At 69.4% G+C, this 24,169-nt stretch carries 20 protein-coding genes; 8 read left to right on the top strand and 12 right to left on the bottom strand.

All coding sequences use genetic code 11. From position 1 onward, the window contains the following. Position 1: 1 nt before the first annotated feature. The 3 genes from ACSUZC_RS08245 to ACSUZC_RS08235 all read right to left on the bottom strand — a co-directional run bounded on the left by ACSUZC_RS08245 (position 2) and on the right by ACSUZC_RS08235 (position 2,970). Positions 2–1,585: an Hsp70 family protein gene (locus tag ACSUZC_RS08245; RefSeq protein ID WP_439032357.1), complete on the bottom strand. Its 1,584-nt coding sequence runs from the start codon at positions 1,583–1,585 to the stop codon at positions 2–4. Between the two features lie 141 nt (positions 1,586–1,726). Beyond that, positions 1,727–1,984 (bottom strand): DUF3017 domain-containing protein, encoded by a 258-nt coding sequence (locus ACSUZC_RS08240; RefSeq protein ID WP_439032356.1) that lies wholly within the window; start codon positions 1,982–1,984, stop codon positions 1,727–1,729. Between the two features lie 113 nt (positions 1,985–2,097). Beyond that, on the bottom strand, positions 2,098–2,970 hold the full coding sequence (locus ACSUZC_RS08235; RefSeq protein WP_439032355.1) for a bifunctional methylenetetrahydrofolate dehydrogenase/methenyltetrahydrofolate cyclohydrolase: 873 nt from the start codon (positions 2,968–2,970) through the stop codon (positions 2,098–2,100). A 112-nt stretch (positions 2,971–3,082) separates the two neighbouring features. Here ACSUZC_RS08235 and ACSUZC_RS08230 point away from each other — a divergent pair, with 112 nt between their 5' ends. Together ACSUZC_RS08230 and ACSUZC_RS08225 are read left to right on the top strand one after the other, a co-directional pair. Then, a complete protein-coding gene (locus ACSUZC_RS08230) occupies positions 3,083–4,021 on the top strand; it encodes a serine/threonine dehydratase (RefSeq protein ID WP_439032354.1) in 939 nt (312 codons plus the stop codon). A 57-nt stretch (positions 4,022–4,078) separates the two neighbouring features. Further along, positions 4,079–4,543 (top strand): tRNA (cytidine(34)-2'-O)-methyltransferase, encoded by a 465-nt coding sequence (locus ACSUZC_RS08225; RefSeq protein ID WP_439032353.1) that lies wholly within the window; start codon positions 4,079–4,081, stop codon positions 4,541–4,543. 16 nt (positions 4,544–4,559) lie between these two features. On the opposite strand, the gene ACSUZC_RS08220 is transcribed toward ACSUZC_RS08225, so the two are convergent. The 4 genes from ACSUZC_RS08220 to ACSUZC_RS08205 all read right to left on the bottom strand — a co-directional run bounded on the left by ACSUZC_RS08220 (position 4,560) and on the right by ACSUZC_RS08205 (position 9,498). Next, complete coding sequence (locus ACSUZC_RS08220) at positions 4,560–4,787, bottom strand: DUF167 domain-containing protein (RefSeq protein WP_439032352.1); 228 nt, start codon at positions 4,785–4,787, stop codon at positions 4,560–4,562. 67 nt (positions 4,788–4,854) lie between these two features. Continuing rightward, positions 4,855–8,142 (bottom strand): error-prone DNA polymerase, encoded by a 3,288-nt coding sequence (locus tag ACSUZC_RS08215; RefSeq protein WP_439032351.1) that lies wholly within the window; start codon positions 8,140–8,142, stop codon positions 4,855–4,857. 66 nt (positions 8,143–8,208) lie between these two features. After that, positions 8,209–9,009, bottom strand: coding sequence for an enoyl-CoA hydratase (locus tag ACSUZC_RS08210; protein WP_439032350.1), 801 nt, complete (start codon positions 9,007–9,009; stop codon positions 8,209–8,211). Between the two features lie 129 nt (positions 9,010–9,138). Next, positions 9,139–9,498, bottom strand: coding sequence for an ArsR/SmtB family transcription factor (locus ACSUZC_RS08205; protein WP_439032349.1), 360 nt, complete (start codon positions 9,496–9,498; stop codon positions 9,139–9,141). Positions 9,499–9,590: 92 nt separating this feature from the next. Between ACSUZC_RS08205 and ACSUZC_RS08200 the strand changes: the two genes are divergently transcribed. The 3 genes from ACSUZC_RS08200 (at position 9,591) to ACSUZC_RS08190 (ending at position 14,733) form a co-directional block, all read left to right on the top strand. Further along, positions 9,591–11,588 carry a heavy metal translocating P-type ATPase gene (locus ACSUZC_RS08200; RefSeq protein ID WP_439032348.1) on the top strand — a complete coding sequence of 666 codons (1,998 nt, stop codon included), beginning with the start codon at positions 9,591–9,593 and terminating at the stop codon, positions 11,586–11,588. Positions 11,589–11,710: 122 nt separating this feature from the next. Then, entirely contained in the window at positions 11,711–13,654 is a 1,944-nt protein-coding gene (locus ACSUZC_RS08195) for an SDR family oxidoreductase (RefSeq protein WP_439032347.1), read from the top strand. After that, a complete protein-coding gene (locus ACSUZC_RS08190; protein ID WP_439032346.1) occupies positions 13,651–14,733 on the top strand; it encodes an alanine racemase in 1,083 nt (360 codons plus the stop codon). Before ACSUZC_RS08195 ends, ACSUZC_RS08190 begins: the two co-directional genes overlap by 4 nt. A 257-nt stretch (positions 14,734–14,990) precedes the next feature. On the opposite strand, the gene ACSUZC_RS08185 is transcribed toward ACSUZC_RS08190, so the two are convergent. The 3 genes from ACSUZC_RS08185 to ACSUZC_RS08175 all read right to left on the bottom strand — a co-directional run bounded on the left by ACSUZC_RS08185 (position 14,991) and on the right by ACSUZC_RS08175 (position 18,851). Continuing rightward, positions 14,991–16,670 carry a DNA polymerase Y family protein gene (locus ACSUZC_RS08185; RefSeq protein WP_439032345.1) on the bottom strand — a complete coding sequence of 560 codons (1,680 nt, stop codon included), beginning with the start codon at positions 16,668–16,670 and terminating at the stop codon, positions 14,991–14,993. Next, positions 16,670–17,404 (bottom strand): hypothetical protein, encoded by a 735-nt coding sequence (locus ACSUZC_RS08180; protein ID WP_439033037.1) that lies wholly within the window; start codon positions 17,402–17,404, stop codon positions 16,670–16,672. The genes ACSUZC_RS08185 and ACSUZC_RS08180 overlap by 1 nt, the downstream gene beginning before the upstream one ends. Positions 17,405–17,825: 421 nt before the next feature. Further along, positions 17,826–18,851 carry an Rv2578c family radical SAM protein gene (locus ACSUZC_RS08175; protein ID WP_439032344.1) on the bottom strand — a complete coding sequence of 342 codons (1,026 nt, stop codon included), beginning with the start codon at positions 18,849–18,851 and terminating at the stop codon, positions 17,826–17,828. 78 nt (positions 18,852–18,929) lie between these two features. Here ACSUZC_RS08175 and ACSUZC_RS08170 point away from each other — a divergent pair, with 78 nt between their 5' ends. Beyond that, positions 18,930–20,213: a serine/threonine-protein kinase gene (locus ACSUZC_RS08170; RefSeq protein ID WP_439032343.1), complete on the top strand. Its 1,284-nt coding sequence runs from the start codon at positions 18,930–18,932 to the stop codon at positions 20,211–20,213. Between the two features lie 21 nt (positions 20,214–20,234). Here ACSUZC_RS08170 and ACSUZC_RS08165 read toward each other — a convergent pair whose 3' ends face one another. Beyond that, complete coding sequence (locus ACSUZC_RS08165; RefSeq protein ID WP_439033036.1) at positions 20,235–20,954, bottom strand: LuxR C-terminal-related transcriptional regulator; 720 nt, start codon at positions 20,952–20,954, stop codon at positions 20,235–20,237. A gap of 8 nt (positions 20,955–20,962) precedes the next feature. Continuing rightward, complete coding sequence (locus ACSUZC_RS08160) at positions 20,963–22,270, bottom strand: PspC domain-containing protein (protein ID WP_439032342.1); 1,308 nt, start codon at positions 22,268–22,270, stop codon at positions 20,963–20,965. Positions 22,271–22,440: 170 nt separating this feature from the next. Between ACSUZC_RS08160 and ACSUZC_RS08155 the strand changes: the two genes are divergently transcribed. Both ACSUZC_RS08155 and ACSUZC_RS08150 read left to right on the top strand, forming a co-directional pair. Then, positions 22,441–23,892, top strand: coding sequence for a PspC domain-containing protein (locus ACSUZC_RS08155; RefSeq protein WP_439032341.1), 1,452 nt, complete (start codon positions 22,441–22,443; stop codon positions 23,890–23,892). Continuing rightward, positions 23,889–24,113, top strand: a complete 225-nt coding sequence (locus ACSUZC_RS08150; RefSeq protein ID WP_439032340.1) for a hypothetical protein — start codon at positions 23,889–23,891, stop codon at positions 24,111–24,113. Before ACSUZC_RS08155 ends, ACSUZC_RS08150 begins: the two co-directional genes overlap by 4 nt. The last annotated feature ends 56 nt before the right edge of the window (positions 24,114–24,169 follow it).

Genomic DNA, 24,169 nt, shown 5'->3' with positions numbered 1-24,169 from the left:
GTCAGCGCGCAGCTGACGCCGACGGCACCGGACTGCTCGGCGGAACCGGCTGCGACGGCGGGTTCGCCTGTCCGTCACTCGGTTTCCCGGAGTCCGACGGGCCAGGCACCGCGGTCGCACCGGCGCGCGTACTACTCGGCCGCGCCTGTCCGCCCGGACGTGTGGTCGTTGTCGTCGAATAGGTCGGCGGCGGCGGAGTGGGTGCCGCGGTCGGCGGACGGAGACCGGGCGGCAACAGGTCCGGCGGAATCGTCGGCGTCGATCCGGGCGGGAAGGTCAGGTCCGGCCACGGGAACGGCGAGAGCGTGCGGGTGCTGGTGCCCGTCGACGGACGAGTCGGCGGAAGCTCGGTGGTCGCCCACGCCGGCGGGTCGCCCCAACCGGCGTCGGGCGAAGGTTGCTGGGTGGGCGTCGGCGTCGGCAGGACGAACGTCGGCGGCAGCGGTGCCACCGGGGTCCGGGTCGAGGGTTCGGTGACGGCTGGGGTGGGGACCGGGCTGTCCTCGCTCGTCGCAGCGGCGGCGGGCACACTGCTCACCGAGGGCTGCGGCGCGGGCACCTGACGGTCCGCGAACGACGAACTGACCGCGTAGATCGTCATCAGCGTCGCGGCGATGACGGCTCCGGCGACCGCGATCGGCGTCGCGGACAGCCACTCACGCTGCGGTTTGCCGCCGATGAAGGCCAACCGCGTGGTGACCGAGTAGTTCTCGAGGGCGAGCAACGCCGCGCCGGTGGCCACGACGAGTTCGGGTGCCGCGGGGTTCACGACCTCCAGGTCGTGGCCTCCCGCAATACTCCGTACGAGCGGGAGATTCGCCAGTCCGCCGACGAACACCACCGCGTCCGGACGCACTCCGCGCGCCGCCGCCGCCGCGATGTACCGGGCGAAGACCTCTTGTGCCTCGCCGACCATCGGCTCGAGGGCCCTGTCCACGAGAGAAGTGGTCACCGAGACCCGTCCGAGGCTTCCCGACAGTGTCACGGCGGCGCCGTCGGACGCCGACGTCCCGTACGCGATCTCCTCCTTGGCGGTCCGGCATGCACTGCGGAGCTCGCTGCGATCGGCACGCGTGCGCGAGACCTCACCCAGCGACGGGTTGTCCGCCACCAGGTGCTCGGCGATCGCGCGGTCGAGGCGGCGTCCGCTGAGGACCGTGGAGTGCTCCGGATCGCTGATACGCCCGTTCCGCGGATCGACGGTGTAGAGCGACATCCCCGAATCACCGCAGTCGACGACGACGGCAGTGGAGAACCGGTCGATCTCCCCCGTGTCCGTGAGATAGGCGAGCACGGCCTCGTCCTCGCCCGCGAGACGCACCTGACGGCGGGGTCCGCTGCCGCGGGAGCGCAGCTGACGGCGCTGTCCGGCGGTGCGGGCGGCGACACCGATCGGGCCCACCCGTGTGCCGGTTTCCCGAGCTGCGGTGAGCATCACGTCGATACCGGCGTTCACTCGCCCGGCGGTGTCGAGGCCGTCGGTCGGGTCGACGTCGATGACACGTGAGTCGACCACGCTTCGTCCGAGGTCGTCACGCGTGAGCAGGACGTAGTGGATCATGCCCGCACCCGCGGACACGCCCATGGACGTCACTTCGCTGACGGAATCGTCGGTTGGTGATGCGGTGATACAAACTCCAGCGGTCGGTGTCGGCTGCCGTGCAGCAGAAGGGGGCAGGTCACGCGACCATGGAGACTCAAGGTCACGCTCAGGTCTCTATTGTAATCAATCCGTGCCCAAAGAGTCGATCGACGCTGCCAGCCACAGCATCACTCCACCGACGGTCGCCATCGCGGTGACATCGAATGCCTTGCCTCTGACCTGCAACAATCCCGCCCGCGACGACGGGATGAACGCTCGTAGGACGGCGCCGACGATCAGCGCAGCCCCGAAGACGAAGGAACCGCGACGCCAGCGATCGAACATCACGAGGAGCGCGGCCGCCAGCACACCCAGCATGACCAGCAGGTATGGGATCTGCATGAGCACCGCCCGAAGCCGTCGGTCGTCCGCTGTCCCGGTCCGCGGGGGGTCGACCGGCGCACCGGGATCGGCGACATCGCTGTGAGTACGCTCACTGTCGCGCTCGTCCGCTGTCACGTCGTGCTGCCGCCTCCGGCCGCCAGCATCTGCTCGGCTCGTTCGACGACGTTCACCAGCAGGAACGCTCGGGTCAACGGACCCACACCACCCGGGTTCGGGGACACGTGGCCTGCGACCTCCCATACGTCGGGGTGGACGTCGCCCACCAGACCGGCGTCGGTCCGGCTGACGCCGACATCGACAACGGCGGCGCCGGGCTTGACCATGTCGGCGGTGATCAGGTGCGGGACGCCGGCCGCCGCGATCACGATGTCGGCACGCTCGACCTCCGACGCCAGGTCGGCCGTCCCCGTGTGGCAGAGGGTGACGGTCGCATTCTCACTGCGTCGGGTCAGCAGCAGCCCGATGGGCCGGCCGATGGTCACACCGCGACCCACGACCGTGACCCGAGCGCCCGCGAGGGGGACGTCGTAGCGGCGCAGCAGGTGGATGACGCCGCGCGGGGTGCAGGGCAGCGTCGACTCCTTGCCGAGCACCAGACGACCGAGATTGATCGGATGCAGGCCGTCGGCGTCCTTCAGCGGATCGATGCGCTCGAGAGCCGCGTTCTCGTCGAGGTGCCGCGGCAACGGCAGCTGCACGATGTACCCGGTGCAGGCCGGGTCGGCGTTCAGCTCGTCGATCGCGGCGTTGAGCTGTTCGGTGGTGGCGTCGGCGGGGAGGTCCTTGCGGAGCGAGGCGACGCCGATGCGTGCGCAGTCGGCGTGCTTGCCCTTCACGTAGGACTGCGAACCCGGGTCGTCGCCCACCAGCACGGTGCCGAGGCCGGGGGTGACGCCGGCCAGCCGGAGCTTCTCCACCCGCTCGGCCAGATCAGCGAAGATCTCGTCGCGCGTCGTCTTGCCATCGAGTCGTATCGCGGTCACGCCCGACATTCTTCCACTCGTCCCCGCGGATTCCGTCATCGACGGAGTTCGTGCCCGTGTCGGTACTGCCGGTCGGCCGTGATCGGGCACGTGCGCGACTAGTGTCGGTGCCGTGACAGTGACGCCGACCGACGTTCAGCACGCTCGCTCGGCGATCGCTCCGTATCTGCGGCACACGCCGGTCTCGCACGCGGTCCTCGACACCGCCAACGGTCCGGTCGAGGTGGTGTTCAAACACGAATACATGCAGATGGGCGGCTGTTTCAAGCCTCGTGGCAGCTTGTGGGCGACCCTGCACGCCCAGGCCCTGGGGATGCTGACCGAGGCGGGTGTACTCGTGGCCTCCGGGGGCAACGCCGCGATCGGCGCGGCGTGGGCGGCGCGCATCGTCGGCGTCCCGGTCACCGTCGTCATCCCGGCGACCGCACCGCAGGTGAAGGTCGACACGCTGCGGACGATCGGGGCTCGAATCCATCTCGTCGGCAACCGCTATCAGGAGGCAGCCGACGCCGCCGAACGACTGGCTCTCGAGACCGGGGCCCTGGCGCTGCACGCCTACGACCGCCCCGACATCGTCGCCGGTGCGGGGACCATCGGTCTCGAACTCGTCGACGACGTGCCCGGGCCACTCACGACCGTGGTGTGTGTCGGCGGTGGCGGCCTGCTCGCCGGCATGGCCGCCACCCTGCGACCCGGCGACCGTCTCGTCGGTGCCGAACCGATCGGCGCATCGTGCCTGCACCAGGCGCTCGCGGCCGGAACCCCCGTCCCCGTCGAACTGGAGAGCATCGCCGCCGATTCGCTCGGCGCCACTCGTGTGGGCGACCTCTGCTGGCAGGCGGTCTCCGGTGATCCGGCGGTCGGCAGCGTGATCGTCGCCGACGACCAGATCATCGCCGCGCGCCGCATGCTGTGGGAGTCGCACCGCATCCTCGTCGAACACGGGACAGCGACCGCGGTCGCCGCGGTGGTCGCCGGCGTCGTGACGCCGTCGCCGGGTTCCACGTTGTGCATCGTGCTGTGCGGGGCGAACACCCCGTTGATGCTGTGAGCGACCCCGACCACCACCGCGGGGGACCACACCGTTCGGCGCTACGCTGATCCCATCATGTTCCGAATCATGTTCTACCAGCCGTGTATCCCGCCGAACACGGGCAACGCGATCCGGTTGGCCGCCAACACCGGATGCGAACTCCACCTGATCGAGCCACTGGGGTTCTCCATGTCCGACGCGCAGGTGAAACGGGCCGGCCTCGACTATCACGAGATGGCCAACGTCACCGTGCATCCCAACCTCGTGACCGCGTGGACGACGCTGAAGCCCGAGCGGGTGTTCGCGTTCACCGCGCACGCCGAGCGCTACCACACCGACGTCGACTACCAGCCCGGGGACGTGCTGCTGTTCGGCCCGGAACCGACCGGGCTGCCCGCGGACGTCCTGGACGAACCCGAGGTCACCGACCGGGTGCGCATCCCGATGCTCGCCGGTCGTCGATCACACAACCTGGCCAACGCCGCGAGCATCGTCGTCTACGAGGCCTGGCGGCAGCACGGCTTCGCCGGTGCTGTCTGAGGCCGGAGGGGTCTGATCAGTCGACGCGATAGCGCTTGGTGCGGGCCGTCGCGCCGCCGATGAGAGCGACCTTGCTCTTGGGGACACCGAGGTGGGCGGCGAGCAGTTCGGCGACGGCCTTGTTCGCACGGCCCTCCGTCGCGGGTTCACGGACGTAGACGGTGATCGTGCCGTCGGGACCCGTCTCGACCAACGGTCCCTTACTGCTCTTCGGTTTGACGGTCACCACGACCTGGTGCGGCATCGGCTCTTTCCTCGATCCGTTCTCGAACGTCGGGCGAGCCGTTCGTACACACTCGGCCCACGGGCGGTCACTGCCAGTCCCTGGATCTGCTTCCCACGCGAAGATCCATGCGCTGCAGACGATCTGCGACGACGGTCACAGCCCCCTCGGCGTTCTGCACCCGTCCGCGGACGAGTAGTGCGGGCGCCGTTTGTGCCAGTACACGGTACCGTGCCCACAACCCGACCGAGCACACCACGTTCACCATGCCGGTCTCGTCCTCGAGGTTGATGAAGGTCACCCCCGATGCGGTGGCGGGACGCTGACGATGGGTCACCGCACCACCCACCAGCACGCGTGAGCCGTCGGGCACCGCGAGCAGGCGGTCGGCCGCCAGCACGCCCATGGCGTCGAGACGGGGACGGAGAAACTGGGTGGGATACGACGTCGGGGTGATCCCCGTCGCCCACGCGTCGGTGGCCGCCAGCTCGATGTCGGAGAGCCCGGGAAGCGTGGGGGTCTCGGTCGCCGACCGCAGGGCCAACTGGTCGTCGCGGACCGTCGCCGCTGCCCCCGCCTCCCACAGCGCCTGTCGCCTGCTGAGCCCGAAGCCGTCGAAGGCCCCGGCCCCGGCGAGTCCCTCCAGTTCCTTGGCCGTCAGGCGGGCACGCCGGGACAGATCGGTGATGTCCCGGTACGGGCCGTCGGCCCGGTGGTCGACGATGCGCTGCGCGGCATCCCCACCGACCCCGCGGACACCGTCGAGGCCGAGCCGCACGTCGAGACCCTCGTTCTCCAGTGTGGCGTGCGCCAGGGAGGCGTTGATGTCGGGACGATGCACGGCCACGCCGTGTCGCCGGGCGTCGGCGACGAGCGTCTGCGGCGAGTAGAAGCCCATCGGTTGCGCCCGGATCAGCGCGGCACAGAACGCCGCCGGGTGATGCAGCTTGAACCACGACGAATAGAACACCAACGACGCGAAGCTCTGCGAATGACTCTCCGGGAAACCGAAATTGGCGAATGCGGCCATCTTCTCGAAGATCCGGTCGGCGGTGTCCCCGGTGATGCCGTGCAGGGTTTCCATACCCTCGTAGAAGCGCTGCCGGAGCCGCTCCATCTTCTCCGGTGACCGTTTGGACCCCATCGCCCGGCGCAGCTGGTCGGCCTCGGAAGCATCGAAGCCTGCCACGTCGACCGCCAGTTGCATCAGCTGCTCCTGGAACAGCGGCACCCCCAGCGTGCGCTCGAGGGCCTTGTTCATCGACGGGTGCTCGACGGTGACCGCCTCGTCTCCGTTGCGCCGCTTGATGAACGGGTGCACCGAGCCGCCCTGGATGGGGCCGGGCCGGATGAGGGCGACCTCCACGACGAGGTCGTAGAAACAGCGCGGCTTCAGACGTGGGAGGGTCGCCATCTGTGCACGGGATTCCACCTGGAACACGCCGACCGAGTCCGCGCGACAGAGCATCTCGTATACGGCGGGTTCGCCGAGGTCGAGGGTGGCGAGGTCGACGTCGAGCCCCTTGTGTTCGGCGACCAGGTCGATCGCATAGTGCAGCGCCGAGAGCATGCCGAGGCCGAGCATGTCGAACTTGACCAGCCCGATGGCCGCGCAGTCGTCCTTGTCCCACTGCAGCACACTGCGGTTCTCCATCCGCGCCCATTCGGTCGGGCAGACATCGGCGATCGGCCGATCGCAGATCACCATGCCGCCGGAGTGGATACCCAGATGTCTTGGCATACCGAGGATCTCACCGGCCAGCTCGGCGACGTCGGCGGGCGCGGTGTCGGGCATCTTGGCCCAGGCGTCCTGCTGTCCCGGCGCGTACCCGAGCGCCCTCGCCATGTCCCGGATCGCCGACTTGCCGCGATAGGTGATGACGTTGGCGACCTGCGCGCTGCGGTTGCGACCGTATCGTCGGTAGACGTACTGGATGGCCTCTTCCCGGCGATCGGATTCGATGTCGACGTCGATGTCGGGCGGACCGTCCCGCTCGGGTGCGAGAAAGCGTTCGAAGAGCAGCTTGTTGGCGACGGGATCGACGTTGGTGATCCCCAGGGCGTAGCAGACCGCCGAGTTGGCCGCACTCCCCCGACCCTGGCACAGGATGTCGTTGGCCTTGCAGAAGTCGACGATGTCGGCGACGACGAGGAAATAGCCGGGGAAGGTGAGGGTTTCGATGATGGCGAGCTCGTGTTCGATCTGCCGATATGCCTGCGGGTGCTCGGCGGCGGTGCCGTAGCGCCGCCGGGCCCGGGTCATGGTGAGTTCGCGCAACCAGCTCGCCTCGGTGTGGCCCTCGGGTACATCGAAGGGCGGCAGTTGCGGCGCGATCAGACCCAGGTGGAATGCACAGTCCGCGGCGATACCGACCGAGTTGTCGATGGCGTCGGGATGCGCGGGCAGCAACCGGGCCATCTCGTCCCCGCTGCGCAGGTGCGCGCCGGCCACCCCGGGCATCCAGCCGGCGATGGTGTCGATGTCGGTGCGCGCCCGGACGGCGGCCATCGCCATGGCCAGCCGGCGACGCCGAGGGGCGGCGAAATGAGCGCCGGTGGTGGCCACGGTCGGGACTCCCGCCCGGACGGCGAGTCCGGCGAGCTGCGCGTTGCGTTCGTCATCGTCGGCCATGCCCTGCGCGGTGAGCTCGACCACCACGTTGTCATGTCCGTACGTCTCGATCAGCTCACGCAGGGCGAGCTCGGCGGCCGGGACACCGCCGCGGTCCAGAGCACGCCGGACAGCACCCTTGCGGCAGCCGGTCATGATCAGCCAATGACCGCCACCGGCACCCGCGAGGACTTCCCGGTCGTAGCGCAGAAGGCCCTTCTCCCCCGCGACCATGTGGGCGTCGGCGATGGTCCGCGACAGCCGGCGGTAACCCTCCCCGTCCCGGGCGAGCACCAGCAGATGCTCCCCCGGAGGGTCGTTCTGGCCGGTTCGTGCGACGTCGGGCTCCAGCGACAGTTCCGCGCCGAAGACCGTCGGCATCCCGAATTCCCTTGCCGCCTCGGCAAATCGCACGATCCCGTAGAAGCCGTCGTGGTCGGTGACCGCCAGTGCCCGAAGCCCGAGACGCTGGGCTTCCTCGACCAGCTCCTCCGGCATCGACGCGCCGTCGAGAAAGCTGTACGAACTGTGCGCGTGGAGTTCGGCGTAGGGCACCGACGACGAGCCGCGGGAGATGTCATCGGCGTGGTAGGCGCCGCGTTTGCGGGACCATGCCGGGCTGTCACCGCCGTCGCCCGGAAAGGGTGCCCACTCGCTGAGGTCGGGACCGAACTCGGTGCCGGGTCGATCGGCATCCCCCGGCGCACGACCGGAGAGCACCCGCTCCATCTCCGACCACGTCGGTGGTCCCTGATCCCAGCCCACCCACGCAGTTTATCGAACATGAGTTCGATGCGACAGCGGGGATACTCCCCGCACTCGATCCCGCTGTCAGCTGTTGGCCCGGCCGCGCTCGACGATGTCGGACCGGCGACCGGCCACCCGAGCGGGGTCGAAACCCGCCATCCATTCCACCGAGGTGGAGTTCTCCGCGTCGAGCGCCGGATCGACGAGATGCTGCTCGGCGCGCCGATACGATTCGAGCATGGTGCGTACCGCGAGTTGGTCGCTTCCGGCGATGGACATCGCGAGGTCCATCGCCGAGTCCATCAGCTGATCGTGTGCCACCACCTCGGTCACCAAACCGACCCGTAGTGCGGTCTGGGCATCGACGAACTCTCCGGACAAGCTCATGCGGCGCGCGAAACCTCGACCGACCGCCTCCGGCAACCGGGACGTCAGACCCCAGCCCGGCAACACCCCCACCCGTGAATGGGTGTCGACGAAGCGGGCTCGTTCGGACGCGATCAGTACATCGCACGCGAGGGCGATCTCCAGGCCGCCGGTCGCGGCGACGCCGTTGACAGCGCCGATGATCGGCTTCGAGATGGGGCGCCACGGATGCCCGACGGGTACGTCCGCGTGGTCGAGCAGTCGAGCACTCTCGGTCGACGAGCCCAACTCGGCCAGATCCAATCCGGCGCAGAATGCCGAGCCCGCGCCGGTGAGGATGACCACGTCGACGTCATCATCGCGGCCCGCGTTGGCCACCTCGGAACGGAGCGCGTCGATCAGGCCGGAGCTGAGCGCATTCCGGACGTCCGGACGGTTGAGAACCAACGTCCGCACCCTTCCGGATTGCTCGATCAGGAGAAGAGGTTCTCCCGGCGCGGCCACTCGATCATCGGCCATGCGATGCCTTTCGGTTCGTCAACTGCCACAGGACTTTTCACAATTCTCACGGGCGCGGCGACAGTGGAGGCGAGAACCCGCTCCCGGCGCGCCGCGGCAGCATCGTGGCCCCGGATTGGTGCCGGCGGATCAGCCGGCCGATCGGGGACGGTCCGCGAGGCCGAGACGCAGATGCTCGCTGTGGTAGACGGCCTCGTCGAGGAGTTGGGCGACATGCGTGTCGTAGAGGCTGTAGCTGATCGATCGCCCCGCCCGCGTTCCGGTGACCAACCCGAGATTCCGCAGCAGCCGGAGCTGGTGGGACACCGCGGACTGTTCCATCCCGATCGCGTCGGCCAGATCGGTCACCGACCGCGGACCCGAGCGCAGTTCGGTGAGGATCAGCAGCCGGCTCGGGGTGGCGAGGGCCTGGAGTGTGGTGGCGACATGCACGGCAGACTCCGGGTCGAGCCGCGCAGCGGGCCGCCCTCCCTCGATGCCATGTCCCATGCCGCGAAATGCTACCGCGTGCACCTCATATGAAAATCTCTTCATATGAACTGGTACCGTCACAGCACGACCCTCACAGGCGGGAGCAGACCGTGCACACGGCGCAGGACCAGACCACCGATCGCACCACGACATCGGCGGCGACGACCGGATCGACGCCCCGGACCATCGTCTCCGCATCGATCTTCCGAACCGGCTCGCGACTCCCGGAGGTGCGCTGGGCGGCGGTCGCCCTCGTCCTGTTTCTCATGGGATGGGCGCTACAGCTCGCCGATGCACCTCAATGGTGCTGGTGGGCCGCCTATCTCGCGTGCTATGTCACCGGCGGCTGGGGCCCGGCGCGAGCAGGCCTGCGAGAACTGGCCGATCGGCGTCTCGACGTCGACCTGCTGATGATCGTCGCCGCCGTGGCCGCCGCCTCGATCGGACAGGTCTTCGACGGAGCGTTGCTCATCGTCATCTTCGCCACATCGGGTGCGCTCGAGGTCGTCGTCACCCAGCGCACCGCCGACTCGGTGACCGCCCTCCTCGACCTGGCACCCGAACAGGCCACCCTGCGCACCCCCGACGGCACGACCCGCGTGGTCGACTGCCGGGACCTCGGCGTCGGCGAACACATCCTGGTGCGCCCCGGGGAACGGATCGGCGCCGACGGAATGGTCGTCGAGGGGCGCAGCGAGGTCGATCAGCAGGCGGTGACCGGTGAGTCGATCCCGGTACCGCGGGCGGTCGGCGACGACGTGCTGTCCGGCACCGTGAACGGCACCGGCGCGCTGGTCGTCGAGGTCACGCGCCCCGCCTCGGATTCGGTGATCGCCCGGATCGCCGCGCTCGTCGCCGAGGCATCAGAGACCAAGGCGCCGACCCAGCTGTTCATCGAGAAGGTCGAGCAGGCGTACTCGTTCACCGTCGTCGTTGCCACGCTGCTCGTCCTGGTCGTCCCGATGGCGTTGTTCGACAACACCTTCGACGACGCGCTGCTGCGCGCCATCGTGTTCATGATCGTCGCGTCCCCGTGCGCGGTCGTCCTGTCGACGATGCCGCCGTTGCTGGCTTCGATCGCCAATGCCGGGCGCCACGGCGTCCTGGTGAAGTCGGCCGCTGTGATGGAACGAGTCGGCCGCACCACCGTCGTCGCCTTCGACAAGACCGGCACCCTGACCGAGGGGCGCCCCCAGGTCGTCGACGTGAGCGCCATCGACGGTCGGACACCGGATGAGGTCCTGTCGCTGGCCGCGACCGTCGAACACCCCAGCGAGCACCCGCTCGGTCGCGCGATCGTCGCGGCCGCCGCAGCCCGCGGTCTCGAGGTGGGCATCGTCGAGGGATTCCGGGCACTTCCCGGACGCGGGGTCACCGGCGTCGTCGGGGACCTGCGGGTCACCGTCGAGCGTGCCGTGACCGACGCGACCGGCACCGTGGTCGGCGTCACCGTGAACGATCGCGAGGTCGGCCGGATCGAACTCGTCGACCGGGTCCGGGACGAGGCCGTCGATGCGGTACGTCGAATCCGGGACGTGACCACCGGACCGGTCGTCTTGCTGACGGGCGACCGGCGTTCGGTCGCGGCCGAGGTCGCCGCGCAGACGGGCATCGACGCGGTCCACGCCGAGCTGATGCCCGAGGACAAGGTGCGCGCGGTCCGCGACACGCGGGGTCACGTGCTGGTCGTCGGCGACGGCATCAACGACGCGCCGGCCCTCGTCGCGGCGGACACCGGGATCGCGATGGGCCGGCACGGGTCGGACCTGGCCGTGCAGACCGCGGACGCGATCATCGTCCGCGACGACCTCACCGCCGTGCCCGCGCTCATCGGGCTGTCCCGCCTTGCGCGCCGGTACGTGATCGCCAACCTCTGCATCGCCGCCACCGTGATCGTCACCCTGGTGACCTGGGATCTGATCGGAACCCTGCCCCTGCCCCTCGCCGTCGCCGGTCACGAGGGGTCCACGGTCCTGGTGGCCCTCAACGGCGCCCGCCTACTTCGGCGCTCGGCCTGGTCGGGTTCTCGGAGTGCACAGTCGACGAAATCGGACGCACGGTCGACGAAATCGGACGCACGGTCGACGGGGTTGGGCTCGCAACGCTGAATCTCCGGAGCCGTTGCCTTCCCCGCAGTTAAGTGTCACTCTGAGTACCAGACACTTCGCGGCCTGCGGGTCGCGGACATCCAGCGGGCCGTCGGACCCGCCCACATGATGGGATTCCTTCCATGACGAGCTACTTCATCACCGGAGGCAGCGGATTCATCGGACGCCGCGTTCTCGAGCGACTCCTGGCCGTCGCCCCGGACTCGACGATCCACGCACTGGTCCGCGAGTCGTCGCGCGCCGCATTCGTCGCAATGGTCGACGAGCTCGGCGCCGGCGACAGGGTGACACCGGTCACCGGAGACCTCACCGCCCCAGGACTCGGCGTCGACCCGGCCGCGGTACCGGCAATCGATCACGTCATCCACCTCGCCGCGATCTACGACATGGCCGCCGACGCGGAGTCGCAGCGCGTCGCCAACGTCGTCGGCACCTCGCGCGCCGCCGACTTCGCGATCGCGCACGACGCGCTGTTCCACCACGTGTCCTCGATCGCCGTCGCCGGCGACCACCGCGGCCGCTTCACCGAGATGGATTTCGAAGTCGGGCAGGGCTTTCCGACCCCCTACCATCGCACCAAGTTCGAGGCCGAACGTGTCGTGCGCGAACGTGAGGGACTCCGCTGGCGCGTCTATCGGCCGTCGGTCGTGGTCGGCGACTCACGCACCGGCGAGATGGACAAGATCGACGGCCCCTACTACTTCTTCGGCCACCTCGCGATGCTCGGCAAAGTGCCCTCGATGGTGCGACTGCCGATGCCTGATCTGGGGACGCTCAACATCGTGCCCGTCGACTACGTAGCCGACGCGATGGTCGCGCTCATCGGTGTCAACCCCACGCGTAGCGGACTGGTGTTCCACCTCAGCGACCCGAAGTCGCTCACCACCACCGAGCTGTACAACGCACTGGCACCGGCATTCAACGCCCCGAGGGGGTTCGACGCCATCCCGCGCACCGCGGTGGAACCCCTTGTCGCGTTGTCCGGGATGGGGATGGCGCGCGTCGGGCGCAACCTCGTCGCCGCCCAGCAGGGCATCCCCGGGGCGCTGCTCGACGCCGTGACGCTACCTGTCGACTTCCGCGCCGACACCACCGTCGCAGTCCTGGGCGATCTGGGCATCACCGTTCCCGACTTCGCCGAATACGCTCCGCGCCTGTGGACCTATTGGGCACGACACCTCGACAGGTCACGCAACCGTCGCACCGATCCGCGCGGGCCCCTCGTCGGCAAGAACATCCTCATCACCGGAGGGTCGAGCGGGATCGGCAAGGCCACTGCACGGATGTGTGTCGCCCGCGGGGCCAACGTCATCATCGTTGCGCGCAATGTCGATGAACTCGATTCGGCAACTGAAGAATTGAACTCGACGACGAGCAAGAAGGGTGTCCCGCCCGGCCAGGTGACCTCCTACCAGTGCGACATCACCGACGAGGAATCGGTCAACGCACTGATCAAGACCGTCCTGGCCGCACACGGTCACGTGGATGTACTGGTCAACAACGCGGGCCGGTCGATCCGGCGCGCCACCCTCAATTCGGTGGACCGGTCGCACGACTACCACCGGGTGATGGCGGTGAACTACTTCGGCGCGGTGAACCTCGTCCTCGGATTGCTGCCGCATATGGTCGCCCGGCAGGCGGGCCACGTGGTGAACGTGACGTCGGTTGCGGTGCAGTCGCGCGGACCGCGATTCGGGGCGTACGCCGCGTCGAAGGCCGCCCTGGAAGCCTTCAGCGACGTGACCGGCACCGAAACGCTCTCCGACCACGTCACCTTCTCCAATGTCCGTCTGCCCCTGGTGAAGACGCGGATGATCGCGCCCACCGAGGCCTATGACAACCAACCCGGGACCTGGAATGTCGACCGCGCCGCGGCACGCGTGCTGCACGCCATCGTCGACCGACCCAAACGCGTCGACTCGCTCGTGGGCCTCGTCGCCGAGCTCGGACACCGGGTCACTCCCCGACTGACCACCCGCATTCTGCACCAGGAATACCTCATGTGCGGCGAATCAGCGGCAGCGCTGGGGCTTTCGGACCGTGGCGCCGACGGGCGGGACGCGTGATCGACACCCCGTACCTCGAGGTCGACGTCGACCGCATGGCGCGCAACCTCGCGGCGCTCGCCGACCGTGCACGATCGACCGGCGTCGAGTTGCGTCCCCACGCCAAGACCCACAAATGCGCCGAGATCGCCCGCATGCAGCTCGATCTCGGCGCAGTGGGACTGGCGGTGGCGACGATCGGCGAAGCCGAGGCTTTCGCCGACGCCGCGGAGATCACTTCGTGCACAGACATCTTCATCGCCTACCCCATCTGGCCGACCCCGGCGAAGGCCGCCCGGTTGCGCGCCCTCGCCGGCCGGGTCTCGCTGCGGGTGGGTGTCGACTCCGTCGAGGGTGCACGGCATCTCGGGGCTCTGCTCGGCGACAAGGGGATCGAGGCTCTGGTCGAGGTCGACTCCGGGCAGCACCGCACCGGGACCGTGCCCGAGGCCGCCGGTGAAGTCGCGGCAGCGGGGGTGGCAGCCGGGCTCGACGTCGTCGGCGTGTTCACCTTCCCCGGCCACGGCTACGGCGTCGGGGACACGCGCCGGCGGGCCGCCGAACAGGAGGTGGCTGCGCTTCGTACGGCGGCGGAGAGTCTGCGAGCGCACGGGATCGATCCGCGGGTACGCAGCGGCGGGTCCACGCCCACCATCGAATTCGTCGACGACCCGTCGCACTCGGGTGTGCTCACCGAGATCCGGCCGGGCGTGTACCCGCTCAACGACGCGCAGCAGGTCGAGATCGGTGCATGCGGTTTCGACGCCGTCGCACTCACCGCGGTCGCGACCGTCGTGCGCAGCGACGCGGGGCGGATCGTCGTCGACGCCGGCAGCAAGATCCTCGGTGCCGACCGAGCCGCCTGGGCCACCGGCCACGGGCGGCTCCTCGATCACCCCGACGCCCGCGTGGTCCAGCTGTCCGAACATCATGCCGTGGTGGAGTTCCCGGCCGACTCGACGTCGGTTCCCCGGCTGGGCGATGTGATCCGGGTGGTGCCGAACCACGTGTGCACCGCGGTCAATCTCGTCGACGAACTGGTCGCCATCGACGGCTCGGACAGCCGATGGCCGGTGATCGCGCGGGGACGCAACACCTGAACCGGTTGCTCGGCCTGCGACACCGGACGCATGGCCCGCCCCGGTGATCGCGTCGCACCCTCGGTATGTACGTCGCCTTCCTCGAGGCCCTGTCGATACTGACTGTCGGTACTGACCGTTCAGCCGGCAGCGGAATCTGTATGACGTTGTGTCCGGAAACCGGGCACAACGTCATACAGATTCGGGGTGAGCGTTGGCGCGGCTGAGGTCGATCTGTCACTGGTCGTCGGCCCCTGCAGGGACCTCGTCGCCGTCTCTCACTCGTAGACCCCCTCGACGATCCACTCCCCGGCGCGATAACACAGCAGCAACGCCCGCGAATCGTCGAGCAGCACCTGCGCCCGGGCGATCAGCCCGGGCTCGGCGGTGCCCTGCTCCGGCCGCTCAGCAGTACCCGTCGCGGGCCGCTGGATGCTGCCGACCGGCCAGGGACCGGCCCACCAGCACAGTCCCCAACTCGACCGTCTGCTCCGGGACGAGGCCAGCGCGACGGTCACCGGTTCGGCGGTGAAGGCCCCGCGGTCGGTCACCTTCACCGGCTGGCCCAGGGCGTCGAGCACGTGGATCGCGGTCTCCACCAGCAGCGTCGGGCTGGGCTGGGGCAGACGGCCGGGCCATGGCGCCGACGGATCGCGACGTGGAGAGAGCTCATCGCCGAGCGACACCATCGTGATGCGCTCGGCCGGTCCGCGTCCCCCGCTCAGCACCGGGATGCGGACGGCATCGCCGCCGAGCAGCCCCTGTATCCGCACCAGCGAACGGCGTGCGCGTTCTTCTCCATCGGGTTCGCCTGCGAGTCCGCCCCGGGAGAGTTCGTCGGTGAGCTGATAGTGCAGGGCACCGGCCTCGACGACCTCGACCGGCTCGAGTCGTAGCCGCACGATCGGCGAGTCGGGACGGGAGTCCCGGGCGGCCGTGGCGCGTCCCGCTCTCCTCCCCTGTCGTGCCGGGCCGGTCAGCCACCCCTCCAGCTGCCACCGGATACGATCGGCGGTCGTCTCCGGAGTGAGCGGTTGCGCGCATCGCCATGTGCGGGAATGCTGTTGTCCGCGTTCGGTGGTCGCGATGATGGTCAACCGCGTACAGGCCACCGCCGCGTCGCGAAGGCGCCGGTGCAGGGCGTCGGCGAGACTGCGGCCGATGAACGCCGCGACATCGATGCGATCGACGGGCGGGTCACAGGCGTGATCGACGTTCAGTTCAGCAGGCACCCCCCTGGTCGACGGCACTCGGCCCGGCAACGCGTTGGCGAGACGATGCGCGATCACCGCATCCCTGGCGAACCGGGTGGCCACGTCGGTCACGGACATCTCCGCAAATGCCCCGATCGTGCCGATACCCAGGCGCCGCAACAGATCCACGAGGTCGGCGCGGGAGGGATCACTCATGCTGGGCTCCACGGCGAGATCGGCGACGGGCCGGCCGGCGAGGTAGTCGCGATCACCCCCGGGCACCACCTGATGCCCGTGTCGGGCGGCGAGGACCGCGGTGAAGATCTCATCGGCCATACCCACCTGCGATTCGATGCCGCAGGCGGACACCACGTCAACGAGTTCCTCCGCCAGCGCTTCCATGCCGCCGAAGTAGCGCTCGGCGCGGTCACCGGAGATCACCAGAAGACCCGGTCGCAACACCTCGAGGGCGGGGATCACCTCGGCCACCGCGGCCACCACCGGTTCGAACAGCCGCCCGTCCCGGTGCTCGTCGGCAGCGACGACGGTCATCTCCGTGCACATCGCCTGGGCCTGGCGTTTGCGCATCCCGCGTCGGACGCCGGCAGCCCGGGCCGACGCCGAACAGGCGACCACCCGGTTGGCCGACAGCACCGCCACCGGATGCAGAGGCGGCAGGTCGGCCTCCGCGGCGGCCGCCATCGCCGGCCAGTCCGGACACCAGAGCGCGAGGATCCGCCGGGACCTCGTATCCGCATCGGACATCAGTTCGCCACCGCCAGAGCGGGTCGTGCGCTCCGGGCCGCGACCATCTCGACCGTGCGGTCGGCGCCGTGTCCACCCGCCAGCAACTCGACCTCGACGCTCTCGGACTGTCGACCCCGGCTCGATGCCGTGACCTGCAGCCGCATCCCGCCGATGCGGCCGTATCCGCTGCGCGCGGCGTCGAGGTCCGTGGCCGCCGCCAGGATCGGACTGTGTCGATAGGTGAGGACGCGCGCCTCGACGGTCAGCTGGGCGCCGGGCCACATCCCACCGGTCACCAGCAACACCGACGACTGTTTGCGCACGCGGCCCATCACCACCCGAGCGCGCGACGGGGCCACCGATTCACCCCGGGCATGCATCTGCTCACCACCGCTCCCCAGATCGAGGACGACCAGATCCATGCCGTCGAGCAACACCGCCGCCACCTCGACCGGGTCGGGACCCGGTTCGGGAATGGTGGCGATGCGGGACAGGTCCGCACCCATCTCGGCCGCCGACAGCAGACTCAACCGGGGCAACCCGACGATCCCCACCTGACCTCCGGCACGCGTCACCGACGCGATCATGGCGACCAGCACCGAGTGGGCGCCGTCGAGGCGGGCCACGGTACCTCGGGGAATTCCGCTGTGCGGCAACGCCTCCGACAGGGCGTCGGGCACCGGGAGCACCGCCACGGACCGGTCACGGACCTCGACCGTGCGTTGATCGGGCCGCCCGGACATGGCTGCCATCCGCCGTCGGAGGCCGGCCAGTTCGTCGGCCCGGCCGGTGGTGTCCGCAGCGCCCGACGCGGCAGCACGACCCGACGCAGCAGCACGATGTGACCCCGCCGCACGACCTGACACAGCAGCATGACGCGACAAATGCATGACACCCTCCAGTCGACATGTGGTACTCGAGCGAGCCGGGAAGGTGCGCGCCATCGTGATCTCGAAACAGTCGTGCGAGTGATCTCGAGTGTGACCTCGTCCGCCGATCATTCGAACATTGTTTCGATGATCTGAGAGTAGAACCAACCACCGACAAGCGTCAACCGGGTGTGAAAAGCGTTGGGACGCAGCAGATACATGTCCGATCACGCAGAAACGCCGGGCACGGCCAGGATCGCGGCCGAAGCCGACGATCCGGCCCGCGACCGGCGAATCCGTGGGGTCAGAACAGCGTGAGGGCGTGCTGCAACTCGGGCGCGGCCACCGTCGGCGGCGTGTCGCGTCCCGGCTGCCGGAGTCCGCCGGAACCGGCGAGGCCGTGACGGTGGACAAGGGGTTTCATGCGATCACGCAGCCAGGACGAATATTCGGGAGTGACATAGGCGCCACGCCCGTACAGCCCCCGATACCGCCGGATCAGCGCCGGATGCTCCTCGGCGAGCCATTCGAGGAACCAGGGCTTGGTCGACGACCGCAGATGCATCGGAAAAGCCGTCACCCCGGCCGCTCCGGCATCGGCAAGCGCCTCGAGCAGGGCATCGAGGTGCGCAGTCGAATCCGTCAGATACGGGATCACCGGGGCGACCATCACGTGCGGCACGATGCCGGCGTCGGCGAGCTCACGGATCACCGTGAGCCTCGCCTGCGGCGACGGCGTCCCGGGCTCGATCTTCTTCTGCAGGTCCGGGTCGAGGATCGCCAGCGAGATCCCCACGCTCACCGACACCTCGCCGGCCGCCTGGCGCAACAACGACAGATCCCGCCGGATCAGCGTGCCCTTGGTGAGGATGGAGAACGGCGTCCGCGACTCGGCGAGCGCGGAGATCACTCCCGGCATCAGCCGATAACGCCCCTCGGCCCGCTGATAGGGATCGGTGTTGGTCCCGAGGGCGACCGTCTCGCGGGTCCAGGACCGGCGGCGCAGCTCCTTGCGGAGCACCGCCGCCACATTCAGCTTGACCACCACCTGGGTGTCGAAATCGGTGCCCGCGTCGAGATCGAGGTACTCGTGCGTGGGCCGGGCGAAGCAGTAGCGACAGGCGTGGGTGCACCCGCGAAAAGTGTTGACGGTGAACTGGAACGGGAGCTGCGAGGCCTCCGGGACGCGGTTCAGTGCGCTTTTCGCCAGCACCTCGTGGAACGTGACGCCCTCGAAGTCGGGCGTGCGCACCGACCTGACCAGACCCGAGCGACTCAACCCGGGGAGTGCCCCGTCGTCGACCTCCACGGCCTGATCGGACCATCGCATGCAGCGAGTCGAACATATGTACGAGAGCACTGTCAAGTGCGGTGCCCGCCCCGCCACCCGCGCCGCTATCATCGCCGTATGTCGACCAGCGCCGGAACCCATCATGCACCAGGTCCCCAGTACCTGGTGGCCGGCCGCTACCGCCTCAAGTCGCGGATCGGCGGCGGTGGCATGGGAACCGTCTGGCTGGCTCGCGATCAACTCCTCGACCGCGACGTGGCGGTCAAACAGGTCGTCTCCACCGAGGGCCTCACCGAGGACTCCGCCGAGAACGTGCGCCGCCGGGCGATGCGTGAGGGCCGGATCGCGGCGAAGCTCTCGCACCGCAATGCGATCGCCATGCACGACGTCGCACTCGATCGCGGCGAACCCTGGCTGGTGATGGAGTACCTCCCCTCCCGCAGCGTCGCCCAGATCCTGCATGCCACAAAGACTCTCACCCCCATCGAGGCGGCACAGATCGGCGCCCAGGTGGCCGACGCGATGGTCGAGGCCCACGCGGCCGGCATCGTGCACCGCGACATCAAACCCGGGAACATCCTCATCGCCGAGGGCGGCCGCAACGCCGGCCTGGTCAAGATCACCGACTTCGGCATCTCGCGGGCCAAGGACGACGTGACGCTCACCCAGACCGGCGTGATCACCGGCACCCCGGCGTATTTCGCCCCCGAGGTCGCGCGCGGCGCAGACCCGCAGGAGGCGTCGGACGTGTACTCCCTCGGTGCGACCGTCTACACGATGGTCGAGGGACAACCACCGTTCGGGATCGACGACAACTCGATCGCATTGCTGCACAAGGTCGCTCGCGCCCGCATCAACCCGATGAAGCGTGCCGCCGAACTCGAGCCGGTCCTGCTGCGCCTGCTCGAACCGAGTCCGACCAAGCGTCCCTCCATGGTCCAGGCGCGGGATCTGCTCACCGCGTTCGCCGCAGGCTCGCGCGGTACCCGGGACCAGGTCCTCACCGGACGCATCACCCGCCCCGGCACGGGGACTCCGGTGTGGTCACAACGGACCGGACGGGCGTCGACCACCGGGACCCACCGCCCGGTCGCCGGGCCGACGCTGCCGCCGTACGCGCAGACGACGCCGGCCGACCGCGGGTCCCGCGACCTCTCGCACACCCGCGAAGGCCTGTCCCCCACGCTGATGTCCACTCCCCGGCCCCAGTCCGCACCGAACCATTCGTCCGATCCGGGATCGTCTGGTCCACACCAGTATTCGCAGACCAGTCACCCGTCCGTGTACGGACCGCCACCCCGGTCGTCGGCCTCGTCGAGCACCGCGCTCGCGGTGTCGGTCTTCGCCTTCTTCGCCGTCCTCGCGGTGATGGTCGTGCTCGCCATCGCCCTGTTGCGGTGACCGGACCCCGGCGGAGGTAGGTCAGCCGATGTGACGCGTCGCCGCCCACCGGGTCAGCGCGTTGCGGTTGGACTGCTGGGTCTTGCGCAGCACGTTCGAGGCGTGGGTCTCGACCGTCTTGATCGAGATGAACAACTCCTCGGCGATCTCCCGATAGGTGTAACCGCGCGCGAGCAGTCGCAGAACCTCCAGTTCACGCCGGGTCAGGGAGTCCAGTTCGGGGTCGAGGGGTGGTTCGGGCGCCGTCGACTTGCCGGTGAAGGAGTCCAGGACGAAACCCGCGAGTCGCGGGCTGAACACCGCGTCGCCGTCGGCGACCCGGCGGACGGCGTCGGCCAGTTCGGGTCCGGCGATCGTCTTCGTCACGTACCCGCGTGCCCCCGCCCGGATCGTCGCGATGACGTCCTCGGCCGCGTCGGACACGCTCAAGGCCAGGAACACCGGTGTTCCCTTGTCCTGCATGGCCGTTCCCAGGCGGTCGATGACCCCGCGCAGTACCGCCACCCCACCACCGGCGGGCATGTGGACGTCGAGCAGGACCACATCCGGTGCGGCAGCCACGATTCCGTCGATCGCCTCCGGCACGCCGCCCGCCTCCCCGACGACGCGCAGTCCCGGCTCGTCGGCCAATTCGGCCCGCACCCCGGAACGGAAGACCGCGTGATCGTCGACCAGATAGACGCTGTACGTCGAGGACATCGCGTCGGAATCCCTCTCGGATGTGGGGCCGGAACCGGACATGCTCGGGGTCATCGCACCTTCCTGCGGTCTTCCGGTTGCTCCACAACCGGATGGGTGGCGCCGTCGTGGACAGCACCCTGGTCGTCGACGTCATCGCCGTTGACCGTGTCGGCGGGCGGCTCGTCGTGCACGTCGTCGAGGGAACCGCCGTCACCGCGCGGCATCACGAGACCGACGTTGGTACCACGGCCGGGCGTCGAGGTGATGCGGACGCGACCGCCCATCCGCTCCACGCGGGCGCGGATCGAGCGGGTGATCCCCTGTCGGTCGTCGTCGACGACGGCGGGGTCGAACCCCACGCCGCGATCACGGACGAACACCTCCACCTCGTCGTCGGTGACCTCCCCATAGACGTCCACGGTGCGCTCGCCGGAATGCTTGGCCGCGTTGACCAGCGCCTCACGCGTGGCACCGACCAGGGCCGACCAGCGCTTGGCATCCCGGGTGTTGCGCGGACGCAGATCGCCGACGGTGATGACCTCCACCTCGATACCGTAGGCGTCCTCGACCTCGGCACCGACGCTGCGCAGCGCCGCCGCGAGGGAACCGCGTTCGGTGGCGGGGTCGCCGAAGAGCCAGGACCGCAGTTCGCGCTCCTGACTCCGCGCGAGCCGGGCGACCTCCTCGGGCCGGCCGGCCTTCTTCTGGATCAGCGCGAGGGTCTGCAGGACGGAATCGTGCAGATGTGATGCGATCTCCTCACGTTCGGCGTTACGGATCCGGGCCGCGCGTTCCTCGTTGAGTGTGCGGAGCATCCGCATCCACAGCGGCACCGTCAGCAGCACCACCCCGATGAGCGTCGCGCCGACCGCGAGGATCGTCGAGTTGAGTCCGCCGAAGCTGCGGTCGCCGGCGACCACGACCACGACCAGTCCGCCGACGACCAGGGCCACACCGCCGATCAGGCGTGTCCAGGTCAGCAGAGGGGTGCGCGGCGCGCGGTGCGACGTGTCGAACTCGCGCCACACGAGGCTCGCGCCGATGGCGATGAAGACGAACGGGACCAGGTACTCCGCGGGGGTGCCCGATGCCGCGAATCCCACCACGGCCATCGCCACGAGACCGATCATCGCCAGGCCCAGCGACTGCCTGCGTTCGCCGGGTGCCGGCGGCGCGGTGTCCTTGCCCACCGGACAGAAGAACCAGAGGAGTCCGTAGGCGGCGACGCCGGCGCCGGCCAGAGCCGCCAGCACCACGAAGACGATCCGCACGCGGAACACCTCGACCCCGAGATGGTCGGCCAATCCGCCGGCGACACCGGCGACGACACGACCCCCGTCGCGGCGCACCAATCGCGGGACCGGTTCGACCTCCATTCGACTCACTCCTCGATCGTCCCATGACACCGATGCCGTGGCATCGGGGTCAACCCCGGTTTGTGGGTCACGGACTCAGGGTGGGTCAGGGTTCTCCGGGGGCCCGACCGGGTTCTCGGGGGACAAATCAGGGGTTCACCCGATGTGACGGCCTCGGTGCGGGCGGCACGATGTTTCGCATGGACACCAAGGAGTTCCAGCAACAGATCCAGGGCTTGTGGTCGACGCGCCCCTACCGCCCCGAGGGCCGGACGATCGCCGGGGTCTGTGCCGGCATCGCGGCGCGCTACCGCATCGATCCCACACTGGTGAAGGTGGCGTTCGTGGTCGCGGCCCTCTTCGGGGGCAGCGGACTGTTGCTGTACCTCGCCGCGTGGGTCGCCTTCCCCGGGGCCGGCCGCGCCCGCGACGAGGCGCTCCTGGCCGGACGTCGTACCTCGGAGGGCTCGCACGGGTCCCTGCACGGACTCGGCAACCCGCAGGTCATCCTGCTCGCCGTCCTCGCGATCGTCATCGTCACCTCGTTCGGCCCCAACCGGACGTGGGGGTCGGGCGGACTGGTCGGGGCGATCCTGATGCTCGGCGGCTGGTACCTGCTGTATCTGCGCACCCCGACGCCACCGGCCGGGACGAGCGTCGATACCGCGGCGGTCACCGACATCGTCGTGCCGCCCCCGGCGGCCGGTCAGTTCGAACGCTGGGTACCGCGCGCCATGACCGGCGCCGGCGGAGCGGCGGGCTCGCCGACCGTCGTCGCGGGTACCGACACACCAGGAGCTCCCATGACCGCACCATCACCGAGCGCAACACCACCCCACCTGGCCGGCGACCATCCGGCGACACCCGAGCCGCGTGTCGATCTCGCCAAGGCGACACCGGGGCAGACCGATGCCGACCCGGGCATCGACACCGGGGCGACCATCGAACTGAGTCCGCCTGCCTGGGACCCGCTGGGAGCGGCCCGGTTCGCGTGGGACCTGCCCGAACCGGCCGCCCCCGAGGCACCGGTCGGCGCACGCCGCAGGCGGTCGCCGTTGACTCTGATCGTCGTCGGACTCGCGATCATCGTGGGAGCCGTCGGGGCCGCGCTGCACCAGGCCGGGGTCGGCTGGTTCACCGTGCCGCACATCCTGTCGATGTGTCTGGCCGTCGTCGGCTCCGGACTCCTCGTCGCTGCGGTCGTCCGGCGCCGCACCGGCGAACACAGCACCGGTCTCGTGCCCATCGCGGTCGCACTCGGGATCGCCGTCGTCGTCACGACCGTGTTGTCCGGGGTCAGCGGGATCACCGGGCCGCTGCCCTCCGGGGGAGCCGGAGAACGCAACTGGACACCGTTGAGCGAGAACGACATCCAGTCCCAGTACTCGCTGGGCGCCGGCGAGATGACCCTGGACCTGCGCCAGGTGGATCTCACCGCCGACCGCACGGTGAAGCTCGAGAACGGCGTCGGTGTCATCCGGGTACTCGTCCCCGACACCATGAACGTCCGTGCGCAGTGCCAGACGGGCATCGGCGACTACACATGCCCCACCGGACTCGACGGTGGTCGCGACGGCACCGACGGGCCGGTCCTGCAGATCGACGCCCGCACCGGGATGGGAGAGGTGGAGGTTCTCCGATGAACATGCACCACGACGACACCGCCCCCGACAGCACCTGCCGGTCAGGCCATCGCGCACCGGGCCTGGGGCTCCTCGGACTACTGGCCCTCGCGGTGGCCGGGTGGGGGCTCGCCGACGGCCCGACACTGCCCGACGCCGCCGACCTCGGGTGGGTCGCGGTCGGCGTCGGGTTGCTGATCGGACTCGTGCTGATCGTGTCCGGGGCACGCACCCGACCCTGAACCCACGAGGGGCGACCCACCTGAACGACGCCCACGACAACGGCCGGCGGCGAAAG

Source organism: Gordonia terrae (assembly GCF_051789125.1).
GTDB classification, from domain to species: Bacteria; Actinomycetota; Actinomycetes; order Mycobacteriales; family Mycobacteriaceae; genus Gordonia; species Gordonia terrae_A.
This window is presented reverse-complemented; position numbering and strand designations above follow the sequence as displayed.